Origin of the sequence: Mesorhizobium sp. M0077 (assembly GCF_040322955.1) — a bacterium.
Lineage (GTDB): Bacteria > Pseudomonadota > Alphaproteobacteria > Rhizobiales > Rhizobiaceae > Mesorhizobium.
The window spans coordinates 90,894-106,400 of the sequence record NZ_JAMYUL010000003.1; the positions used below are offsets into that span (position 1 = coordinate 90,894).

Below are 15,507 nucleotides of genomic sequence, written 5' to 3' on the forward strand. Positions count from 1 at the left end.
ATCGTCCCCCGATTTTTGAACCCTTCGCCGCCCCAGCCATTAATCCGGCATGAATCAGCAAGGGAAGGACGAGACCATGCATGTCATTCTTGGAGGTACCGGCCATGTCGGCTCGGCGGCGGCAATGGCGCTGTTGCGGCAGGGCGAGGATGTCACGGTGGTGACGCGCGACGAGGCGAAGGCCGCATGGTTGGTTGAACAGGGCGCGGAGGCCGCGGTTGCCGATGTGCTCGATGTCGAGGCGCTGCGTGAAATCTTGCGGCGCGGCAAGCGGGCGTTTCTGCTCAACCCGCCGGCCGATCCATCGACCGACACCGACGCCGAGGAGCGCAAGACGGTTGCCGCGATTGCGACGGCACTGGAGGGGTCCGGCCTCGAAAAAGTGGTAGCGGAATCGACCTATGGCGCGCAGGCCGGCGAGGGTGTCGGCGATCTCACCGTCCTTTACGGCCTCGAGCTGAAGCTGAAAGCGAAGGCCATTCCGGCAAGCATCAACCGCGCCGCCTATTACATGAGCAACTGGGATCAGGCCCTGGAGACGGCGCGGCGCGACGGCGTCATCACCTCCTTCTTCCCGGCGGATTTCGAGCTGCCGATGGTGGCGCCGCAGGATCTCGGCGAGGCCGCGGCGAGACGTCTGCTGGAGCCGACGGACAAGACCGGCACGCACTATATCGAGGGCCCTCGGCGCTACTCAGCCGCCGATGTCGCCGCAGCCTTCAGTGCGGCGTTGCGCAAAAACGTGCGCGTGGTCACGGTGCCGCGCGAGCGCTGGACAGAAACCTACGAAAAACTCGGCTTCTCCAAAGCGGCGGCCGAGTCCTACACCCGCATGACCGGGGCCACGCTGGACAAGCCGGCGGAGCCGGAAAACCCGGAGCGCGGCACGACCAGCCTGGAAAGCTATATTGCCGCGCTCGTCGAGGGGCGGCCGGAAGACCTGTTGAAGGGTGCCGCGTAAAGTGAAGGGTTGCTGTTGAGAAACAGGCGCTTCGACGACCTACGTGGCCCGCTATTCCTATTGCCTGACCGTTCGGCAGTTGCCCGCCGGCGGCGTGGTCTTGCAGATATCGATGGAGGTGCGCGTGTCGCCGTGACCGGTTTCGGTTATCAGATTCAGGTCCAAAAATTCGTATGTCACGAGGTATCGTATGCTGTCGTCGGGTATTTTTTGCATCGCCGATACGATCCACGAACCTGCTTTTATCTCGGTGAAATAGCTGTCGACCTTGCGTTCATACCATTTGGGTATCGGAACGAGGACGATGGATTTCTTGCCGTGGATTTTCTTGGCGGTCGGCAGCATGATCCGGTGAATGCCGACAAAGGCGCGGCTGTCTGCCAGGCGCCGTACGCCGTCCGCAAGAACCATCGTACAAGCTGACGAACAGACTGCGCCGACGGGGTTGGCGACGCCGAAGCGGAGGTCGCCCGGCCCGCAGGCTTTTGTGTCTGGCGCGCATTCGGAGAACTCCGTCTTGCCAACCATCGTGTCGAGCCCGCTGGCGCGGATCATATGGCCAAGCGCCATCGCCGCATCGGTCTCGCCGCCCGGGGAATTCAACGCCAAAGGCAATTTGCGGGGGCCGAGTTTTTTCAGCAAGGCCTTCAGCAAAGCTGGCGTGCCGGCCACGATGTGACCTTCCGCCGAAATCCATTCCGGGCATGTCGGCTCGCATCCTGGCGTGCTGTTGCGTACAACGACGAAGTGCATCGGCGGTGTATATGCCAGTATGGCAGGCTCAGGCGTCGTTTGGGCGATCGCGCCGCCAATCGCCAGCAGCACGAAAACCAACGTCCATGCGAATGTCTTCATGCCGAGCCTCGCCTGGCAGAGCATCACTTGAGAAATGGGTCTTTGCAAGCATATCAAAACAAGCCGAGTACGTGTTTCTATCGGCCGCGCACTATCTCTGCATGATGGACAGGCCGCTACTGGCGGCCCCTGTCTGAACCGTCGTCGCTTTCCGCCGCCGTCTCCCACCCAAACACACTGCGCCCGCCAAGCAGGTGCGACTGGTCGAACTCGCCGGCGACGATCTCCTTAAGGCTCGGCCCGGTGACGTAGCGCTCCAGCCGCCGCGCTTCGCCATCCAGCCGCTTCAGCGCGCCAAGCTCTTCCTCGCGGCCGAGCTTTGCCTTGCCGACGGCCGATTTCAGCACCGCGATCGTCTCGTCATAGACTTTCAGCGGCACCGGGAAGGGGTGGCGGTCCTTGCCGCCATGGGCGAGCGAGAAGCGCGCCGGGTCGGAGAAGCGGCAGGGCGCGCCGTGCACCACTTCCGCCACCATGGCCAGCGCCCGCACGGTGCGCGCGCCGACGCCGGGCACCAGCAGCAGTTCGGGAAAATCGGCCGGCCCGCTTTCGATGGCGGCCGAAATGTTGCCGTGCAGCCGGTGCATGACGATGTCGCTCTCGCGCACGTCATGATGCGCCGGCATCACCAGATTGGGCAGCATCGGCTGCGCCGGCAGTTTCGCAGGCGGTACTTTCGGCGGCGGCTCCAGCACGGCAAGCTCGTCAAGGATCCGCTCCGGGCTCATGGTCTTCAACAAATCGAGCTGTCCGGTCCGCGACGGCTCGGCGCGATGGTCGGTGAGGTTGACGATCTCGCCCTGCCGCTCGCCTTCGATCGCCGCATGCGGCTGGTCGACGAAGCTGGTCAGCCCTTCCGACAGCCAGTGATAGCGCCGCGCCTGGCGGCTGTCGCCATTCATGCCTTGCTGCACCACCACCCACCGGCTGTCATCGGTGACGATGAAGCCGTGCAGATAGAGGTCGAAGCCGTCCTGCACCGCCGCGCTGTCCACCTTGGCGACGAGGCGGCTGGCGGTGGCGAGGGCCGCGCCATCGATGCCGACGCGTTCGCCGATCGCGGTCAGCTCCTGCGGCGTCTTGCGCGAATGCGCGCCGCGCCCGCCGCAGACATGAATGCCGAACTCGCGAGGCATCGGATTCAGCCCGCGCTTCAGCGCCCCGACGACCGAGGTGGTGATGCCCGAGGAGTGCCAGTCCATGCCCATGACGGCGCCGAAAGACTGGAACCAGAACGGATGCGCCAGCCGGCGCAACAGCTCGTCGCGGCCATAGTGATGGATGATCGCCTCGCACAGCACCGCGCCCAGCCGCGTCATGCGATCGCCCAGCCATTTCGGAACCCGCCCGCCATGCAGCGGCAAGTCCGCACTGCCGCTTCGCTGCGTCAAGTGAAAGCTCCGTGGCTAAGGCGCACCGGCGGTGCGCCTGTGATCTAGATGGCATTTGGGGGGAGATTTGCAAGCGTGGTGGCTAGCGGGTTCGTCGGCGTGCCGATGGACGATGAGATGCGCCCTCTTTGTCCCCAACTCGACTTCAATTACGGAAAAAACGATTTCGTCATCGACCGGGGCAAGCCGTGCTGCTCGGCGCCGACCCGACGGTCGGCCGCCCGGAAAGCGTGCGCTCCATGCTGGTGGTGGCGGTAGCGAATTTGGCTGATGGGTTCGAGGGGATGATGGGGATTGGAAGGAAGGCTATTGTTCGGAACTCTGTGCTATAGCGGGTCTTCGAGCTGTTCCGGAGGCGGCGGTTGGGTTGCTGCCGGGACAACCTCGAGGGAAAATTTATATGAAACGGTTGCGGCGCAAATGCCCGGGACATGGGGAAAACTATGTTTCCAATTGTCAAGGTAGATACTGGGCCGTAGTCTTATGACAGTGTTGGGGGGCAGATCGATGGCGGAAACAGAAATTCGGAAAACTAAGGCAATAGCGAATCCGACCAAGACGTTCTTCGTTCGGATGATCACACGAGACATTACCCTGGAGGACTGTATTCTCGACTTGATCGATAATAGCATTGACGGCGCTTGGAGTAGCGAGGGAAGCCGGCCGATGGGTTTGGCTGAAGAAGTAGATCTTTCAAAATATAGAATTGACATAGAAGCGTTGGAAGACAGTTTTTGTATAGTAGACAATTGTGGTGGCATGACTCTCAACGCCGCGATCAACCATGCATTCAGTTTTGGTCGGCAAGCGCTCGAAGAGCATGAGGATTATAGCATCGGTGTTTACGGCATCGGTATGAAGAGAGCTATATTCAAGATCGGTGGCGAAATCAATATTCGGAGCACTTACTTAGAGAGAAATGGTACCCGTCAGTCGTTTGTCGTTCCGATCAATGTGACCGAATGGCTGAAGAACGATGTCCCGCCGTGGGACTTTGATTTGGAGGAAAGCGATCCTCTTCCTTCGAATGGGGTTGAGATCACAATTAGCGAGTTGACAGATGGAGCAAAGGCGGCCTTCGCTAGCCCTGCGTTCCTGCAAAACCTCCGTCGCACCATCTCACGCGACTACTCACTGCACCTCAATAGAGGGCTTAGAATATACCTAAATAATATAGCTATTGCTGGGTGGACTATAGAACTTCGCCAGAGCAAAGAATTCGCTCCCGTGCGTATTGCGTATGAAGATTTTACTGGGCCCGATCGGGTGCAGGTAGAAGTCATTGGGGGAATGGCGGCTCCTCCACCAGAGAGTTCGGAGCCCGACGAAGAAGACGAAGGCGATAAGAGATTCGGTTGGTACGTGGTGTGCAACGGGCGGATCGTGCTTGCTGCTGACAAGGCCACTGTGTCTGGATGGGGAACCGAGAACTGGCCGCAGTGGCATCGCCAGTATTCGGGGTTTATAGGTATTATTCTGTTTACGTCGGCCAATGCTGGCGCTCTGCCTATGACCACCACCAAACGTAGCGTCGATCAATCGTCTGAAATTTACCGACGCGCCAGGCCCAAGATGCGGGAAGTTTCCCGCGCTTGGATCGACTACACGAATATGAGAAAACAAGCGATCGACGAGGCAAAAGTTGTCGAAGCAGCAGCAATCGCGGTGCCGATTTACCAAGTCGTCCCGCGGGCTGCTGTCTCGCTTCCAACATTTGTCGCTCAGCCGAAAGAGCGGGTTGCCAACGTCCACTACTCCGTTCCGGTCGCGCGATTAAAGCGGCTTGCCCAAGAATTCGGAAGCATAAATCTGCCGTACCGGGAAGTCGGTCTGAAGTCGTTCGACTACGCCTTTGACGACTTAGTCGGAGACGAATGATGGCCTCGTTCGATACGATCAACTACAGTTTGCGACCGAGTAAAACCATACAGCGCCATCTCGTATTCAATGGCGTTCATCACCTGCAGGGTCATCTCGATTTTGACCACCTCGTTTACATCGGCCTTGGGTCCATTTGGTTCACCGACTTCGCGATGGCTCACAAGGTATTGGGGATCGACGACATGATTTCCATAGAGGCTCAGGAGATAGGATACCGGCGCGCCACCTTCAACGCGCCCTATGCTACGGTTAGGGTAATCGAAGGGCTGTCGGGTGTCGTACTTCCGAAGCTTTTTGTGGATCCAGCCATCTCTAGGCGTCCTTGGATGGTTTGGCTGGACTACGATGGCGAGTTCGACGAATCGGTGTCCGACGATGTCCGCTCACTGGTGGAAAATGCTCCGGAAAACAGCATTCTCTTGATTACTTTTAACGGACACGAGATGTCCTACGGCAGAGCCCCTGAGCGGGTCGAACGATTACGAGACTTGTTTGGCGATGTGGTCCCCGACGATTTGCCGAAGAATGCATGCAAAGACGAGAGAATGCAGCAAACCCTTGCGGATCTGGCGCTAGATTTCACGCAATCGGTGGCGGCCGATCTGTCTCGTCCGGGAGGGTTCGTCCCGGCTTTTCGTATTGTGTACAAAGATTCTGCGCCTATGGTCACGGTTGGCGGTTTGCTCCCATCGAAAGGCGCAGCCAAAGTGGCGCGCGATCTGGTCGCCGATCAAAGATGGCGTTGCAAGCCGACAAAGCCTATCATTGCGCCACATTTGACGATTCGTGAGGCTGCCTCTCTTCAGGCAATGTTACCCAGAGCGGGAAAGCTGACGCGTGTGATCGTGCAAGGGCTCGGGTTCGATCTGGAAGACGATCAAATCGAGGCTTTTCAAAACTACTATCGGCAGTACCCGGCCTTTGCCCAAATCCTCGCATAGATCATGCGATGGAGTTTGGTCTATATTGGCAGTGTATATTACCAAGGATTAATGATATAGATGAGACCGGTCAAGCTAGTTGATCTATTTTGCGGCGCAGGCGGGTTTTCTCTAGGAGCACATCTGGCTGGATTCAATGTTGCTGTGGCCGTCGACAACGACCCCATTCTTTCCTCCTCCTACTCTGCAAATTTTGCCGATACGCGGCTATTGACACGGGACGTTTCGAGCCTTTCCGGCGTAGAGCTTCTAAAGGCCGCCGGAGGCTCGATCGACGGCATATTCGGCGGGCCTCCATGTCAAGGTTTCAGCGACATTGGCCGTCGTGACAAGGATGATCCCAGGCGACAACTGCTTGGACACTTCTTCCGCATCGTTAAAGAAGTTGAGCCGTCGTTCTTCGTCATGGAGAACGTTCGAGGGTTGGCGAATTCGGATGCGCGCAACGTTCTCGACGAAGCGTTGGCCCAAGTGAGTGGGAGGTACGAGCTTCTCGGTCCGCACATTTGGGATGCCGCTGCGTTTGGGGCAGCCACGAAACGACAAAGGCTGTTTGTCGTTGGCTATCGCAAAGATCTTCAAGCCATGGTTACACTGGAAGATGTCGAGCGGCAGCGTTGCCCGCCAGTGACCGTGCGAGCCGCAATCGACGACTTGGGTTGTGCGTCCGAACTTGGCGAAGTAGATGGGTTCGACACTTGGAAATTGCCGCCAACACGCAGCGTTTCCAAATACGCTCGGGGTTTGCGGGCAGCTAACGGCTGCTTCACAGGGCATCGTCCTACGCTTCATACACCGAAGGTGGTTCAGCGATTCCAATCGATCCCTCATGGTGGCATGGACAAGATTGGGCGCCATCCGCGACTTTCGTGGGAAGGTCAATGTCCGACCCTCCGCGCCGGAACAGGATCGGATAAGGGGTCCTATCAGTCTGTCCGTCCAATCCACCCAGACGAGCCCAGAGTAATCACTGCGCGGGAAGCCGCTCGGCTACAGGGCTTTCCAGATTGGCACTTGTTCCATCCGACTGTATGGCATTCGTTCCGTATGATCGGCAATAGCGTGTCGCCGATCATGGCGCGGGCAATTTTCACTGCAATCCGGACTGCCTTGTATGACGAAACCCGACCGCGATAGCAGCAGAGTGAGTGGATGGATCGTCTAACATCCGAGCGCCGTTCTTGGTTGATGAGACGGGTCAAAGGGAAAGATACCCTGCCCGAGATGCGGGTTCGGCGTGTCGCGCACGCGTTAGGCTATCGGTTTCGGTTACATCCGTGTGATCTTCCTGGCAAACCTGACTTGGTGTTCCGGAAGCATCATGTCGTCGTATTCGTGCATGGCTGCTTCTGGCATCGGCATCCAGGTTGCAAGAAAGCTGGCATGCCGAAATCGAAAACGGAATTCTGGGAGGCAAAGTTCAACCGCAACGTTTGTAGAGATCGGGAGAATGTTGCCGAACTTGAGCGAATGGGGTGGAAGGTGAGGGTGTTGTGGGAATGCGAAACGAAAGATCCCAACCATCTTCCCGAGCTGATTGCCGCCGCTCTGGAAGCTAGTAAATAGAGGCAAGCCTAGCTCTGCCAAGCCGATGTGAGGTTGCGGACGTTGTGGACCGTCCGCCGGTGGGAAACCTATCGCAGAAGGCCGTCCTCGCTCTCCTATCGGGTGCTATCATGACGCAGAACTGGGCTGCGATACGAGCCCCGGAGGCTCGCGAGACAACCCAATAAGCTGCTACGCTCAAACTCTTTGAAATTCTTAAGGATTGGATCGTGAAAGCCGTTTTCGATCTGAAGCGGAACTCTGGCTACAAGGATAGCGAGGGCCGCTATCATTTCCCTGCCCGCTACCTAGAGGGGGCTCGCAAAGCGGTAGGTGATTGGGTCCTTTATCGCGAGCCGCGACGCAATGGCGGTCGGCGCGCCTATGTCGCTGCAGCTCGCGTGATTAGTGTCGAGCCGGATCCCGAGCGAGCCGGCCACTACTATGCCCATGTGGCGGACTATCTAGATTTTCCGACGCCCGTGCCGTTCGTCAATGATGGCCGCTATGCGGAGACGCTGCTGCGCACCATCGTGGATCCCAGTCGCGTCGGCCAAGCGGTGCAAGGAAAGTCGATACGTCCGATTCTGATCGAGGATTTCGACGATATCGTGTTGGCCGGCCTCAGCGAGACACTTGATCCCGCCAACGCTAGGAAACTCGGCCTCGACATTCTGCCCGTAGACGTTTCGTTTCCAACACATATGGGAATGGCCGAGGCAGTCGATCGACGCGTCGAACAGATATTGTTAAACCGCAAAGTCCGCGACGCGACTTTTCGGCTAGAAGTCTGTCGAGCCTACGGGGATACATGCGCAGTCACCGGCCTGCGGATTATCAACGGCGGCGGCCGGGCTGAAGTTCAGGCCGCGCACATCAAGCCGGTTGCGGCCGGTGGTCCCGATGTTGTCCAAAATGGCATCGCTCTATCAGCGACCGTGCACTGGCTTTTTGACCGGCATCTCATCTCGATTGACGAGAACCACCGGCTTCTGGTCGCCCATAACCGGGTGCCTAGCGAATTGAGAAACCTCTTCCGTCCGGACCATCAAGGGTTGCACTTGCCGTCGGATCCAAGGCTGTGGCCCAATCCGGCATTTCTTGCTCATCACCGAAACGAATTCGCTGGGGCGATACACTGATCAAACGCTGCCCTACCTCACCCTCTCGACCACCGCCTTCTCCACCGCCGGCTCCAGCGTTTCCGCGAACGCTGTCGCCAAATGATGCTGGTCGCGGTAGGCGATCTTGCCGTTGATGAAGACGTGGCAGGTCCTGGCGTCGCAGAACTGGCTGGTCAGGTCGATGTAGCTGGCGCCGGGCACGGCGCGTACGACGTTGCGCTCCACGGCGGCGTTGGCGTCGTTGGCGGCTTCGGCGCGCTTCTGGTCGCACAGCGACGGCTTTTCGCCGCGCCACAGCGCGCGCGCCACGCAGGTGTCGACATGATCGTCGCTGAACGGCACGTCGCGGATGACGGCAACTTTCAGCCCGGCCTGGCTGAACGCGGTGAGCGTCGCGTGCAGACCGGCGCGCCCGTCGGCATCCTGGCTGACGGGCGCCTGCGTGCCGGCTGACATCTTGTCCAGGCTGTCCAGCGCGATCTCCGAGATCACCACCAGGTTCGGCCGCGCGGCGATGATCTGCCGGCAACATTGGGGGAGATTCTTCCTTCTCCCGGTGAACGGGGAGAAGGCCGCTCTCCCGCCTCCTTCGCCAAATCTCCGACATCCGGGGTCGGCCCTTGCGTTGCCCCCGTCACACGCATCGGCTATCCAACCGGCAGCCATGCAATTCAAACGGAGCCTCCCATGACCAACACCACCATTTTCAAATTCGGCGCTGTCGAGCATGCCGAGGGCGGCGACTTACCGGGCTGGATCGTTGTCGCGGGCCGGCCGACCATGCAGACCGCCGTGCAGCACACCACCGCCGACGGCAAGGTGCTGTCGGGCACCTGGCGGGCCTCGCCCGGCACTTATCACGCCACCTACACCGACTATGAGTTCGTGCACATGATCGCCGGCCGCATCATCATCACGCCCGATGGCGGCACGCCTGTCGAGGTCGGTCCGGGCGATGCGTTCGTGGTCGAAGCCGATTTCAAGGGCACCTGGCAGATCCTCGAGCCGGTAACCAAGCACTTCGTCGTCAAGCTTGCTTGATCGACGTCGTCAGGCTTGCCTGATCGACGTCGTCAGGGTCGCCTGATCGGCTCGTCGTCAAGCTTGCTTGATCGCGTCGTCGGCAGTTCCTGATCGGTGCCGATACACCTCGGCCGGCGCGGTTCATCGCCAGCGTCCCCCTCGCCCAGCAGGGGGAGGGGGACGTAGCGAAGCGAATATCGGTTAAGAGGGCGTCACCTCGTTCGCTTCGAACCGATGCGGATCGAAAAGCTGAGACGATGGCGTTCTGCGGAGCCTGGTCGAGATAACGCAGGCCAGGACTGCTGCCGGGTCGCCGGCGCGTCAGCCAAGAGCGAGCGGCGCACTTCGAGAGTGCATGCCGCCCGTCCGGCGCCGGGCCGTCAATGCTGTTGTTACGAAACCCCCCAGCCCCGTCTCAACCGCCACGGCCATGGCGTGACCCATGGCTTGCTATACGCATGCAGCACCGCGGTCTGTCAACGCCGCCCGCAATGGCCGCGCGAGGTCCCTTTTGCGCCTCCCGGCCAGCTTTCCAGCCGGCCTCGCGCAAGCCATTCGCCGCTGCAAAATGCGTTTGAAATGGCGGTTTTCCGGGCATTCCGGCCGCTCCGGAGCGGACCTTTGGCGCGACAGAGGTCGCGATCTAGGCGATTGGATGAATTTGTCTTTCGCGGCTGAAACGTTTCAGGAGCCGGATTGTAGACCGGACTTTTTTTGGGTGTATTTCCCTGACGTCAGTTTTGCAGCCCGCCCGATCGACCTGCCGGAGGGCAAGCCTCAGGGGCCGGCGTCGGCGCTCTGAGTCTCTCGGACCGACGGGCGCCGGACGATGCCGCTGACGACATAGGCCGCCGCGCCCAGCGCCGTGATCCAGAAGCTCGTCGGCCAGTCGGTCAGGAAGGCGAGCGTCAGGCTGATCCAGGCGATGATCACGGCAAGCGCGATGGACGTCAGCACGCCGGCTCCGACGCCGCTGGTAAGCCTGAGCGCGGTGGCTGCAGGCGCCACCATCAGCGCGAAGACGAGCAGCACGCCGACGATCTGCACCGCCTCGGACGTGGCGACGGCGACCAGCACCATGAACAGGGTCGAGACAAGAGTGAGCGGCACGCCGCGCGCTTCGGCGAGTTCCGGCTGCAGGCTGGCGAACAGCAGCGGGCGCGCGATCAGCACAAGAGCTGCGAGGATCGCCACTGCCAGGACCGCAAGCACGATGACGGTGCGCAGGCTGATGCCCAGCACATTACCGAACAGCACGTTGGTCGCCTGGGAGGCGAAGGCGGTGTAGAAATGCAGAAACAGCAAGCCCAAGCCGAGCGACAGCGTCAAAACGATGCCGATGGCGACGTCGCGATGCGCGCGTTCGCCGAGCAGGCCGATGCCGATGCCGGCGGCGACGGTGAACACGGTGAGGCCGAGAAACGGCGACAGCCCGATCAGGCCGGCGCCGGTGGCCCCGGGAAAGCCGACATGGGAGAGCGCATGGCCGGCGAAGGTCTGGCCCCGGAGCACGAGGAAATAGCCGACCGCGCCCGAAACGATGCCGACGATGGTGCAGGCATAGAAGGCGTTGCGCATGAATTCATAGTCAAAGATCGTGGACATGCGCCCCGCTCTCCAGTTCGACATCGTCGGCCATGACGAAGATGCGGCCGGCAACCCGCACCACATTGATATGCGTGCCATAGAGTTTCGACAGCACCGGACCGCTGATGACCTCGTCGACGGAACCGATCGCCGCCTTGCGGTTGCCGAGATAGAGCACGCGGTCGACGGCGCGCAGCAGCGGGTTGATCTCGTGCGAGCAGAACAGCACGGCAATGCCGAGCCGCTCGCCGATGTCGTGCACCAGGTCGATGATCGCGCGCTGATGGCCCGCATCGAGGCTGATCAGCGGCTCGTCGAGCAAAAGCAGTTGCGGATTGCCGATCAACGATTGCGCGATCAGGATGCGCTGGCGCTCGCCACCGGAAAGCTCGCCCAAGGGACGGCGCGCGAGGCTGCCGGCGCCCACCTCTTCAAGTGCCTTCCACGCCGCCTCCTTCTCGGCAGCCGATGCGACGGGCCAGCCCCAGCGATGCCCGCCGGCGGCACTCAGCACGAAGTCGAGGCCGCTGACGCCGACATCGCCAAGCGCGCGCCGCGCCTGCGGCATATAGCCGATGTCGGCGTTGCCGCGCGTCGGCGATTTGCCAAGCACCGAAATGGCGCCGCCGGCCGGTTTGATCAGGCCGAGAATGGCGCGCAGCATCGTCGTCTTGCCGGCGCCATTGGCGCCGAGCAGGCCGACAAAGGCGCCTTGCGGTAGAGAAAAGGAGACGTCGGATAAAACCCGGCGTCCCCCATAGGTCAGCGTGACCTTGTCGAATTCGATTGCGTTCATTTAGTCACATTCATTCGCAGTCACGTTCATTGTGTGCGGGCGGCGAGCGCCTTCTGGACCGCGTCGATCTGGCCGCGGAACCAGGTCTGGATCGTCTGGCCCGCCGGTTCCGTCTCGGTGACGCCGATGATCGTGACCTTGTTCTGCCTGGCGATGTCGAGCAGCCTTGTCGTTGCCCCGTCGGTCACCTGCGAATTGTAGAACAGGATCTTGGCCGAGCCGTCCTTCAGGCTGTTTTCGAACGCCGCCACCTGCGTGGCGCTCGGCTCCGCATCGTTCATCAAGGCCACCTGGAAATCGTAGTTCAGCATCTTGAGACCGAGCGCTTCCGCCATGTAGCCGAAGACCGGCTCGGTAGCCGTCACCTCGGTGCCGGCATAGGTGTTCTTGACGTCGGCGATTTCCTTGTCAATGGCCTCGAGCGAGGTCTGGAATGCCTTGAGATTGGCCTCGTAATGCGCTGCATTGGCCGGATCGCGTTTGGCAAGATCGGCGCTCAGCGCCTTGGCGATGGCCGGCAGCGTCGCCGGGTCGTACCACAGATGCGGGTTGTCGCCCGACTTCTTGCCGATCAGGTCGGCGGCGACGATGGTCGTGCGATCCTTGGCTGTCGAGGCCGACAGCAGCTTGTCCATCCACGGATCGTAGTCGGCGCCGTTATAGATGACGATCTTGGCGTCGGCGATGGTGCGCGCCGTCGACGGGCTGGTCTCGAACAGATGCGGATCGTCATCGGGATTGGCCAGGATGCTGGTGACGGTGACGTTGCTGCCGCCGATCTGGCGGGCAAGGTCGCCATAGAAATTCTCGGCCGCCACGATGGTCAGCTTGTCTTCGGCGCGGGCAGCCGTGCCGGTCAAAAGCGGCACCGCGACGAGCAGCGCGGCGAGAAAGGGAATGCGACGCATCCGTGGTCTCCTTGCAGTCTGAAATGTATGTCGCCGGAGAGGCGGGCTGTGTAACTGTATAACAGTAACAATATAACGTTTGCGTCGAAAATACGGCTGATGTCAATGGGCTTGTTGAGCCGCTCAGTTTTTCACGCGCACATATGCGTGAGCGGCCTGCGCCGATCAGGCGGAGCCACTCGTGGCGGTATCCTGATGAATTCGCGGCGGGTAAGTTCCTTGCTTGTTGCCGTCAGTTTTGCGGACGCCTTCCCTCCCACGCGTCCTGCAACAGGGCGCGGATTGCGGCGCGGTCGAAAGGCCGCGGATTCCAGTATGGGTTCCTGGTCGCGATCTCAGCGGCGCGGTCGAGATCGGCCTGCATGAGGCCGAGTTCTTTCAATGTAAGGGGCGCGCCGACCGCCTTGGCGAAATCGTGGAGACCGCCGCCCGCACTGCCGCCAAACAAGTCGGCGACCGGCTTCAACGAGTCGGGCACCGCGACGGCGTTGAAGCCGATCGTGTGCGGCAACATCACCGCATGGGTCTCGGCATGCGGCATGTCGAAAGAGCCGCCCAGCGTGTGACAGATCTTGTGATGCAGCGCCATGCCGACGGCGCCGAGCACCGTACCGCACAGCCAGGCGCCGTAAAGCGCATCGCTGCGTGCATCGATATTTCCAGGCTCCTTGGTCAACACCGGCAGCGCCGCCGTCATGGCGCGCAATCCTTCTTTCGCCATCAGGGTGGAAATCGGATGGCGATCCTGCGCGTAAAGCGCTTCGGCCGCGTGCGCCACGGCGTTGAGTCCTGACGCGACGCTCATCGCTATCGGCAGGCCGACGGTCAGCTCTGGATCGTAGATCACCACTTCCGGCAGGATCCTTGCGTCACGCATTGTGGTTTTTTCGCCGTTCTCGGTCTGACCGAGGATCGGCGTCACCTCCGAGCCGGCATAGGTGGTCGGGATGACGATCTGCGGCAGGTCGGTGCGCCAGGCGATCGCCTTGCCGAGACCGGTGGTAGAGCCGCCGCCAAGCGCGACAACGCAGTCAGCCTTGACCTCGGTCGCCTTGGCCATTGCCGTTTGGGTTACCTCGACCGGCGTGTGCATGGCGGCGCCCGAAAAGGTGCCGGCCGCCAGCGCGCCGAGGGACTTGGCAAGCGCCTCGCCGTCGGCAGCCCGATGCGGCGTCGACAGCACCAGCGCGCGATTGCAGCCGAGTTTTTCGATCCAGGTGCCCACCTCGGACGACGCGCCATTGCCGAAGACAATATGCGCAGGGCTGCCGGAGTAGGTGAACGTCCTTGTCATGCCGATCCGCTCCCTTTGCATATTATCACTGTGACGGAGCCGAAATCGAGCGACCAGCTCTCGCCGCCGGCGACATCGTTTGCGTCGTCACCGTCTCGCAAGCGGGGCCTGATCTCTCCCGCGTACTCGCAAACGTATCGCCTTGACCACAAAAACGTCAAAAAAGTATCAGTGAGGTGGACACACCGTGGTGGCGGCTGCATGAATTGCCGCCTAAGCTTCGATCACTGCAGAGAGCGGCAAACGCGGCCTGCGGGAGATGGCACTGCAACTGGTCGCATGACCGGACCGGCGCCGGGAGGAACTGACATGAATCCGGACTTGGAAGTCGTCCAGATCAGACGCGGCGAGTCGTTCAAGGCCTGGGCCCACGGCTACCCCTTCCACACGGTGCGCTGGCACTTCCACCCCGAATACGAAATCCATCACGTCGTCGCCACCACGGGCCATTATTTCGTCGGTGACTTCATCGGCGAGTTCGAGCCCGGCAACCTCGTGCTCACCGGCCCGAACCTGCCGCACAACTGGGTCAGCGACGTGCCGGCAGGCGCCAGCGTGCCGCTGCGCGGCCGCGTCGTGCAGTTCTCGCAAGAGTTCATTGCCGACGCCACCGCCGCGTTGCCGGAACTTGCCGGTTGTGAAAACATTCTCGAGCTCAGCCGCCGCGGCGCGCTGTTCTCCACCGCTACCGCCAAGCTCGCCGCACCTGTGCTGGCCGAACTGGTCGAAGCGCAAGGCGTTCGCCGCATCGCTTTGTTCATGGAACTGATCGATATTCTGAGCCGCGCCGCCGATGTGCGGACGCTCACCAGCGCCAGCTATCTGCCGGATCCCTCAGGCTTCATGTCGGCCGGCGTCAACAAGGCGCTTGCCTATATCAACGCCAACCTGACCGAGCCGTTCAGCGAAAGCGATCTGGCGGCGATCGCCGGCCGCAGCCCGAGCGCGTTTTCGCGCAGCTTCCGCCGCCATACCGGCATGGCGCTGGTGCAGTATGTCAACCGGTTGCGCATCAACCTCGCCTGCCAACTGCTGATGAGCGAGGCCGACATGCCGATCACCGAGATCTGCTATGCCGCCGGCTACAACAACATCTCGAATTTCAACCGCCAGTTCCTGACCCAGAAAGGCATGTCGCCTTCGCGCTTCAGGGCCCTGCTGGCGGAAAACATCAGCGCGGAGATTGCCGCCTAACAGGGAG

General features: G+C 60.9%; 15 protein-coding genes. 8 read left to right on the forward strand and 7 right to left on the reverse strand.

Annotation, left to right across the window (positions count from 1 at the left end):
- Positions 1 to 76 precede the first annotated feature (76 nt).
- A complete protein-coding gene (locus tag NKJ57_RS07665) occupies positions 77 to 961 on the forward strand; it encodes an NmrA family NAD(P)-binding protein (RefSeq protein ID WP_023747854.1) in 885 nt (294 codons plus the stop codon).
- Between the two features lie 57 nt (positions 962 to 1,018).
- On the opposite strand, the gene NKJ57_RS07670 is transcribed toward NKJ57_RS07665, so the two are convergent.
- Together NKJ57_RS07670 and NKJ57_RS07675 are read right to left on the reverse strand one after the other, a co-directional pair.
- A complete protein-coding gene (locus NKJ57_RS07670) occupies positions 1,019 to 1,816 on the reverse strand; it encodes a COG3904 family protein (RefSeq protein ID WP_352510892.1) in 798 nt (265 codons plus the stop codon).
- A gap of 116 nt (positions 1,817 to 1,932) precedes the next feature.
- Positions 1,933 to 3,207, reverse strand: a complete 1,275-nt coding sequence (locus NKJ57_RS07675; RefSeq protein WP_352510891.1) for a DUF763 domain-containing protein — start codon at positions 3,205 to 3,207, stop codon at positions 1,933 to 1,935.
- A gap of 507 nt (positions 3,208 to 3,714) precedes the next feature.
- Here NKJ57_RS07675 and NKJ57_RS07680 point away from each other — a divergent pair.
- The 5 genes from NKJ57_RS07680 to NKJ57_RS07700 all read left to right on the forward strand — a co-directional run bounded on the left by NKJ57_RS07680 (position 3,715) and on the right by NKJ57_RS07700 (position 8,716).
- A complete protein-coding gene (locus tag NKJ57_RS07680; RefSeq protein ID WP_352510890.1) occupies positions 3,715 to 5,085 on the forward strand; it encodes an ATP-binding protein in 1,371 nt (456 codons plus the stop codon).
- Entirely contained in the window at positions 5,085 to 6,029 is a 945-nt protein-coding gene (locus NKJ57_RS07685; protein ID WP_198020988.1) for an O-methyltransferase, read from the forward strand. The genes NKJ57_RS07680 and NKJ57_RS07685 overlap by 1 nt, the downstream gene beginning before the upstream one ends.
- 60 nt (positions 6,030 to 6,089) lie before the next feature.
- A complete protein-coding gene (locus NKJ57_RS07690; RefSeq protein ID WP_352510888.1) occupies positions 6,090 to 7,166 on the forward strand; it encodes a DNA cytosine methyltransferase in 1,077 nt (358 codons plus the stop codon).
- A gap of 15 nt (positions 7,167 to 7,181) precedes the next feature.
- On the forward strand, positions 7,182 to 7,595 hold the full coding sequence (locus tag NKJ57_RS07695; RefSeq protein WP_023747848.1) for a very short patch repair endonuclease: 414 nt from the start codon (positions 7,182 to 7,184) through the stop codon (positions 7,593 to 7,595).
- Between the two features lie 209 nt (positions 7,596 to 7,804).
- Positions 7,805 to 8,716, forward strand: coding sequence for an HNH endonuclease (locus tag NKJ57_RS07700; RefSeq protein WP_023747847.1), 912 nt, complete (start codon positions 7,805 to 7,807; stop codon positions 8,714 to 8,716).
- Between the two features lie 12 nt (positions 8,717 to 8,728).
- Here NKJ57_RS07700 and NKJ57_RS07705 read toward each other — a convergent pair whose 3' ends face one another.
- Entirely contained in the window at positions 8,729 to 9,190 is a 462-nt protein-coding gene (locus tag NKJ57_RS07705) for an SGNH hydrolase domain-containing protein (protein ID WP_198020987.1), read from the reverse strand.
- A 195-nt stretch (positions 9,191 to 9,385) separates the two neighbouring features.
- On the opposite strand from NKJ57_RS07705, the gene NKJ57_RS07710 reads away from it, so the two are divergent.
- On the forward strand, positions 9,386 to 9,739 hold the full coding sequence (locus NKJ57_RS07710; RefSeq protein ID WP_023688994.1) for a cupin domain-containing protein: 354 nt from the start codon (positions 9,386 to 9,388) through the stop codon (positions 9,737 to 9,739).
- 759 nt (positions 9,740 to 10,498) lie between these two features.
- On the opposite strand, the gene NKJ57_RS07715 is transcribed toward NKJ57_RS07710, so the two are convergent.
- The 4 genes from NKJ57_RS07715 to NKJ57_RS07730 form a co-directional block, all read right to left on the reverse strand.
- Positions 10,499 to 11,326: a metal ABC transporter permease gene (locus tag NKJ57_RS07715; protein WP_023740094.1), complete on the reverse strand. Its 828-nt coding sequence runs from the start codon at positions 11,324 to 11,326 to the stop codon at positions 10,499 to 10,501.
- The gene (locus tag NKJ57_RS07720; RefSeq protein WP_023735454.1) at positions 11,310 to 12,104 is read right to left on the reverse strand and encodes a metal ABC transporter ATP-binding protein; all 795 of its coding nucleotides are present in this window, start codon (positions 12,102 to 12,104) and stop codon (positions 11,310 to 11,312) included. Before NKJ57_RS07720 ends, NKJ57_RS07715 begins: the two co-directional genes overlap by 17 nt.
- Positions 12,105 to 12,130: 26 nt before the next feature.
- A complete protein-coding gene (locus NKJ57_RS07725; RefSeq protein WP_352510887.1) occupies positions 12,131 to 13,012 on the reverse strand; it encodes a metal ABC transporter solute-binding protein, Zn/Mn family in 882 nt (293 codons plus the stop codon).
- Positions 13,013 to 13,244: 232 nt separating this feature from the next.
- Positions 13,245 to 14,306, reverse strand: coding sequence for a maleylacetate reductase (locus NKJ57_RS07730; protein ID WP_352500377.1), 1,062 nt, complete (start codon positions 14,304 to 14,306; stop codon positions 13,245 to 13,247).
- A gap of 309 nt (positions 14,307 to 14,615) precedes the next feature.
- Between NKJ57_RS07730 and NKJ57_RS07735 the strand changes: the two genes are divergently transcribed.
- A complete protein-coding gene (locus NKJ57_RS07735) occupies positions 14,616 to 15,500 on the forward strand; it encodes an AraC family transcriptional regulator (RefSeq protein ID WP_023672497.1) in 885 nt (294 codons plus the stop codon).
- The last annotated feature ends 7 nt before the right edge of the window (positions 15,501 to 15,507 follow it).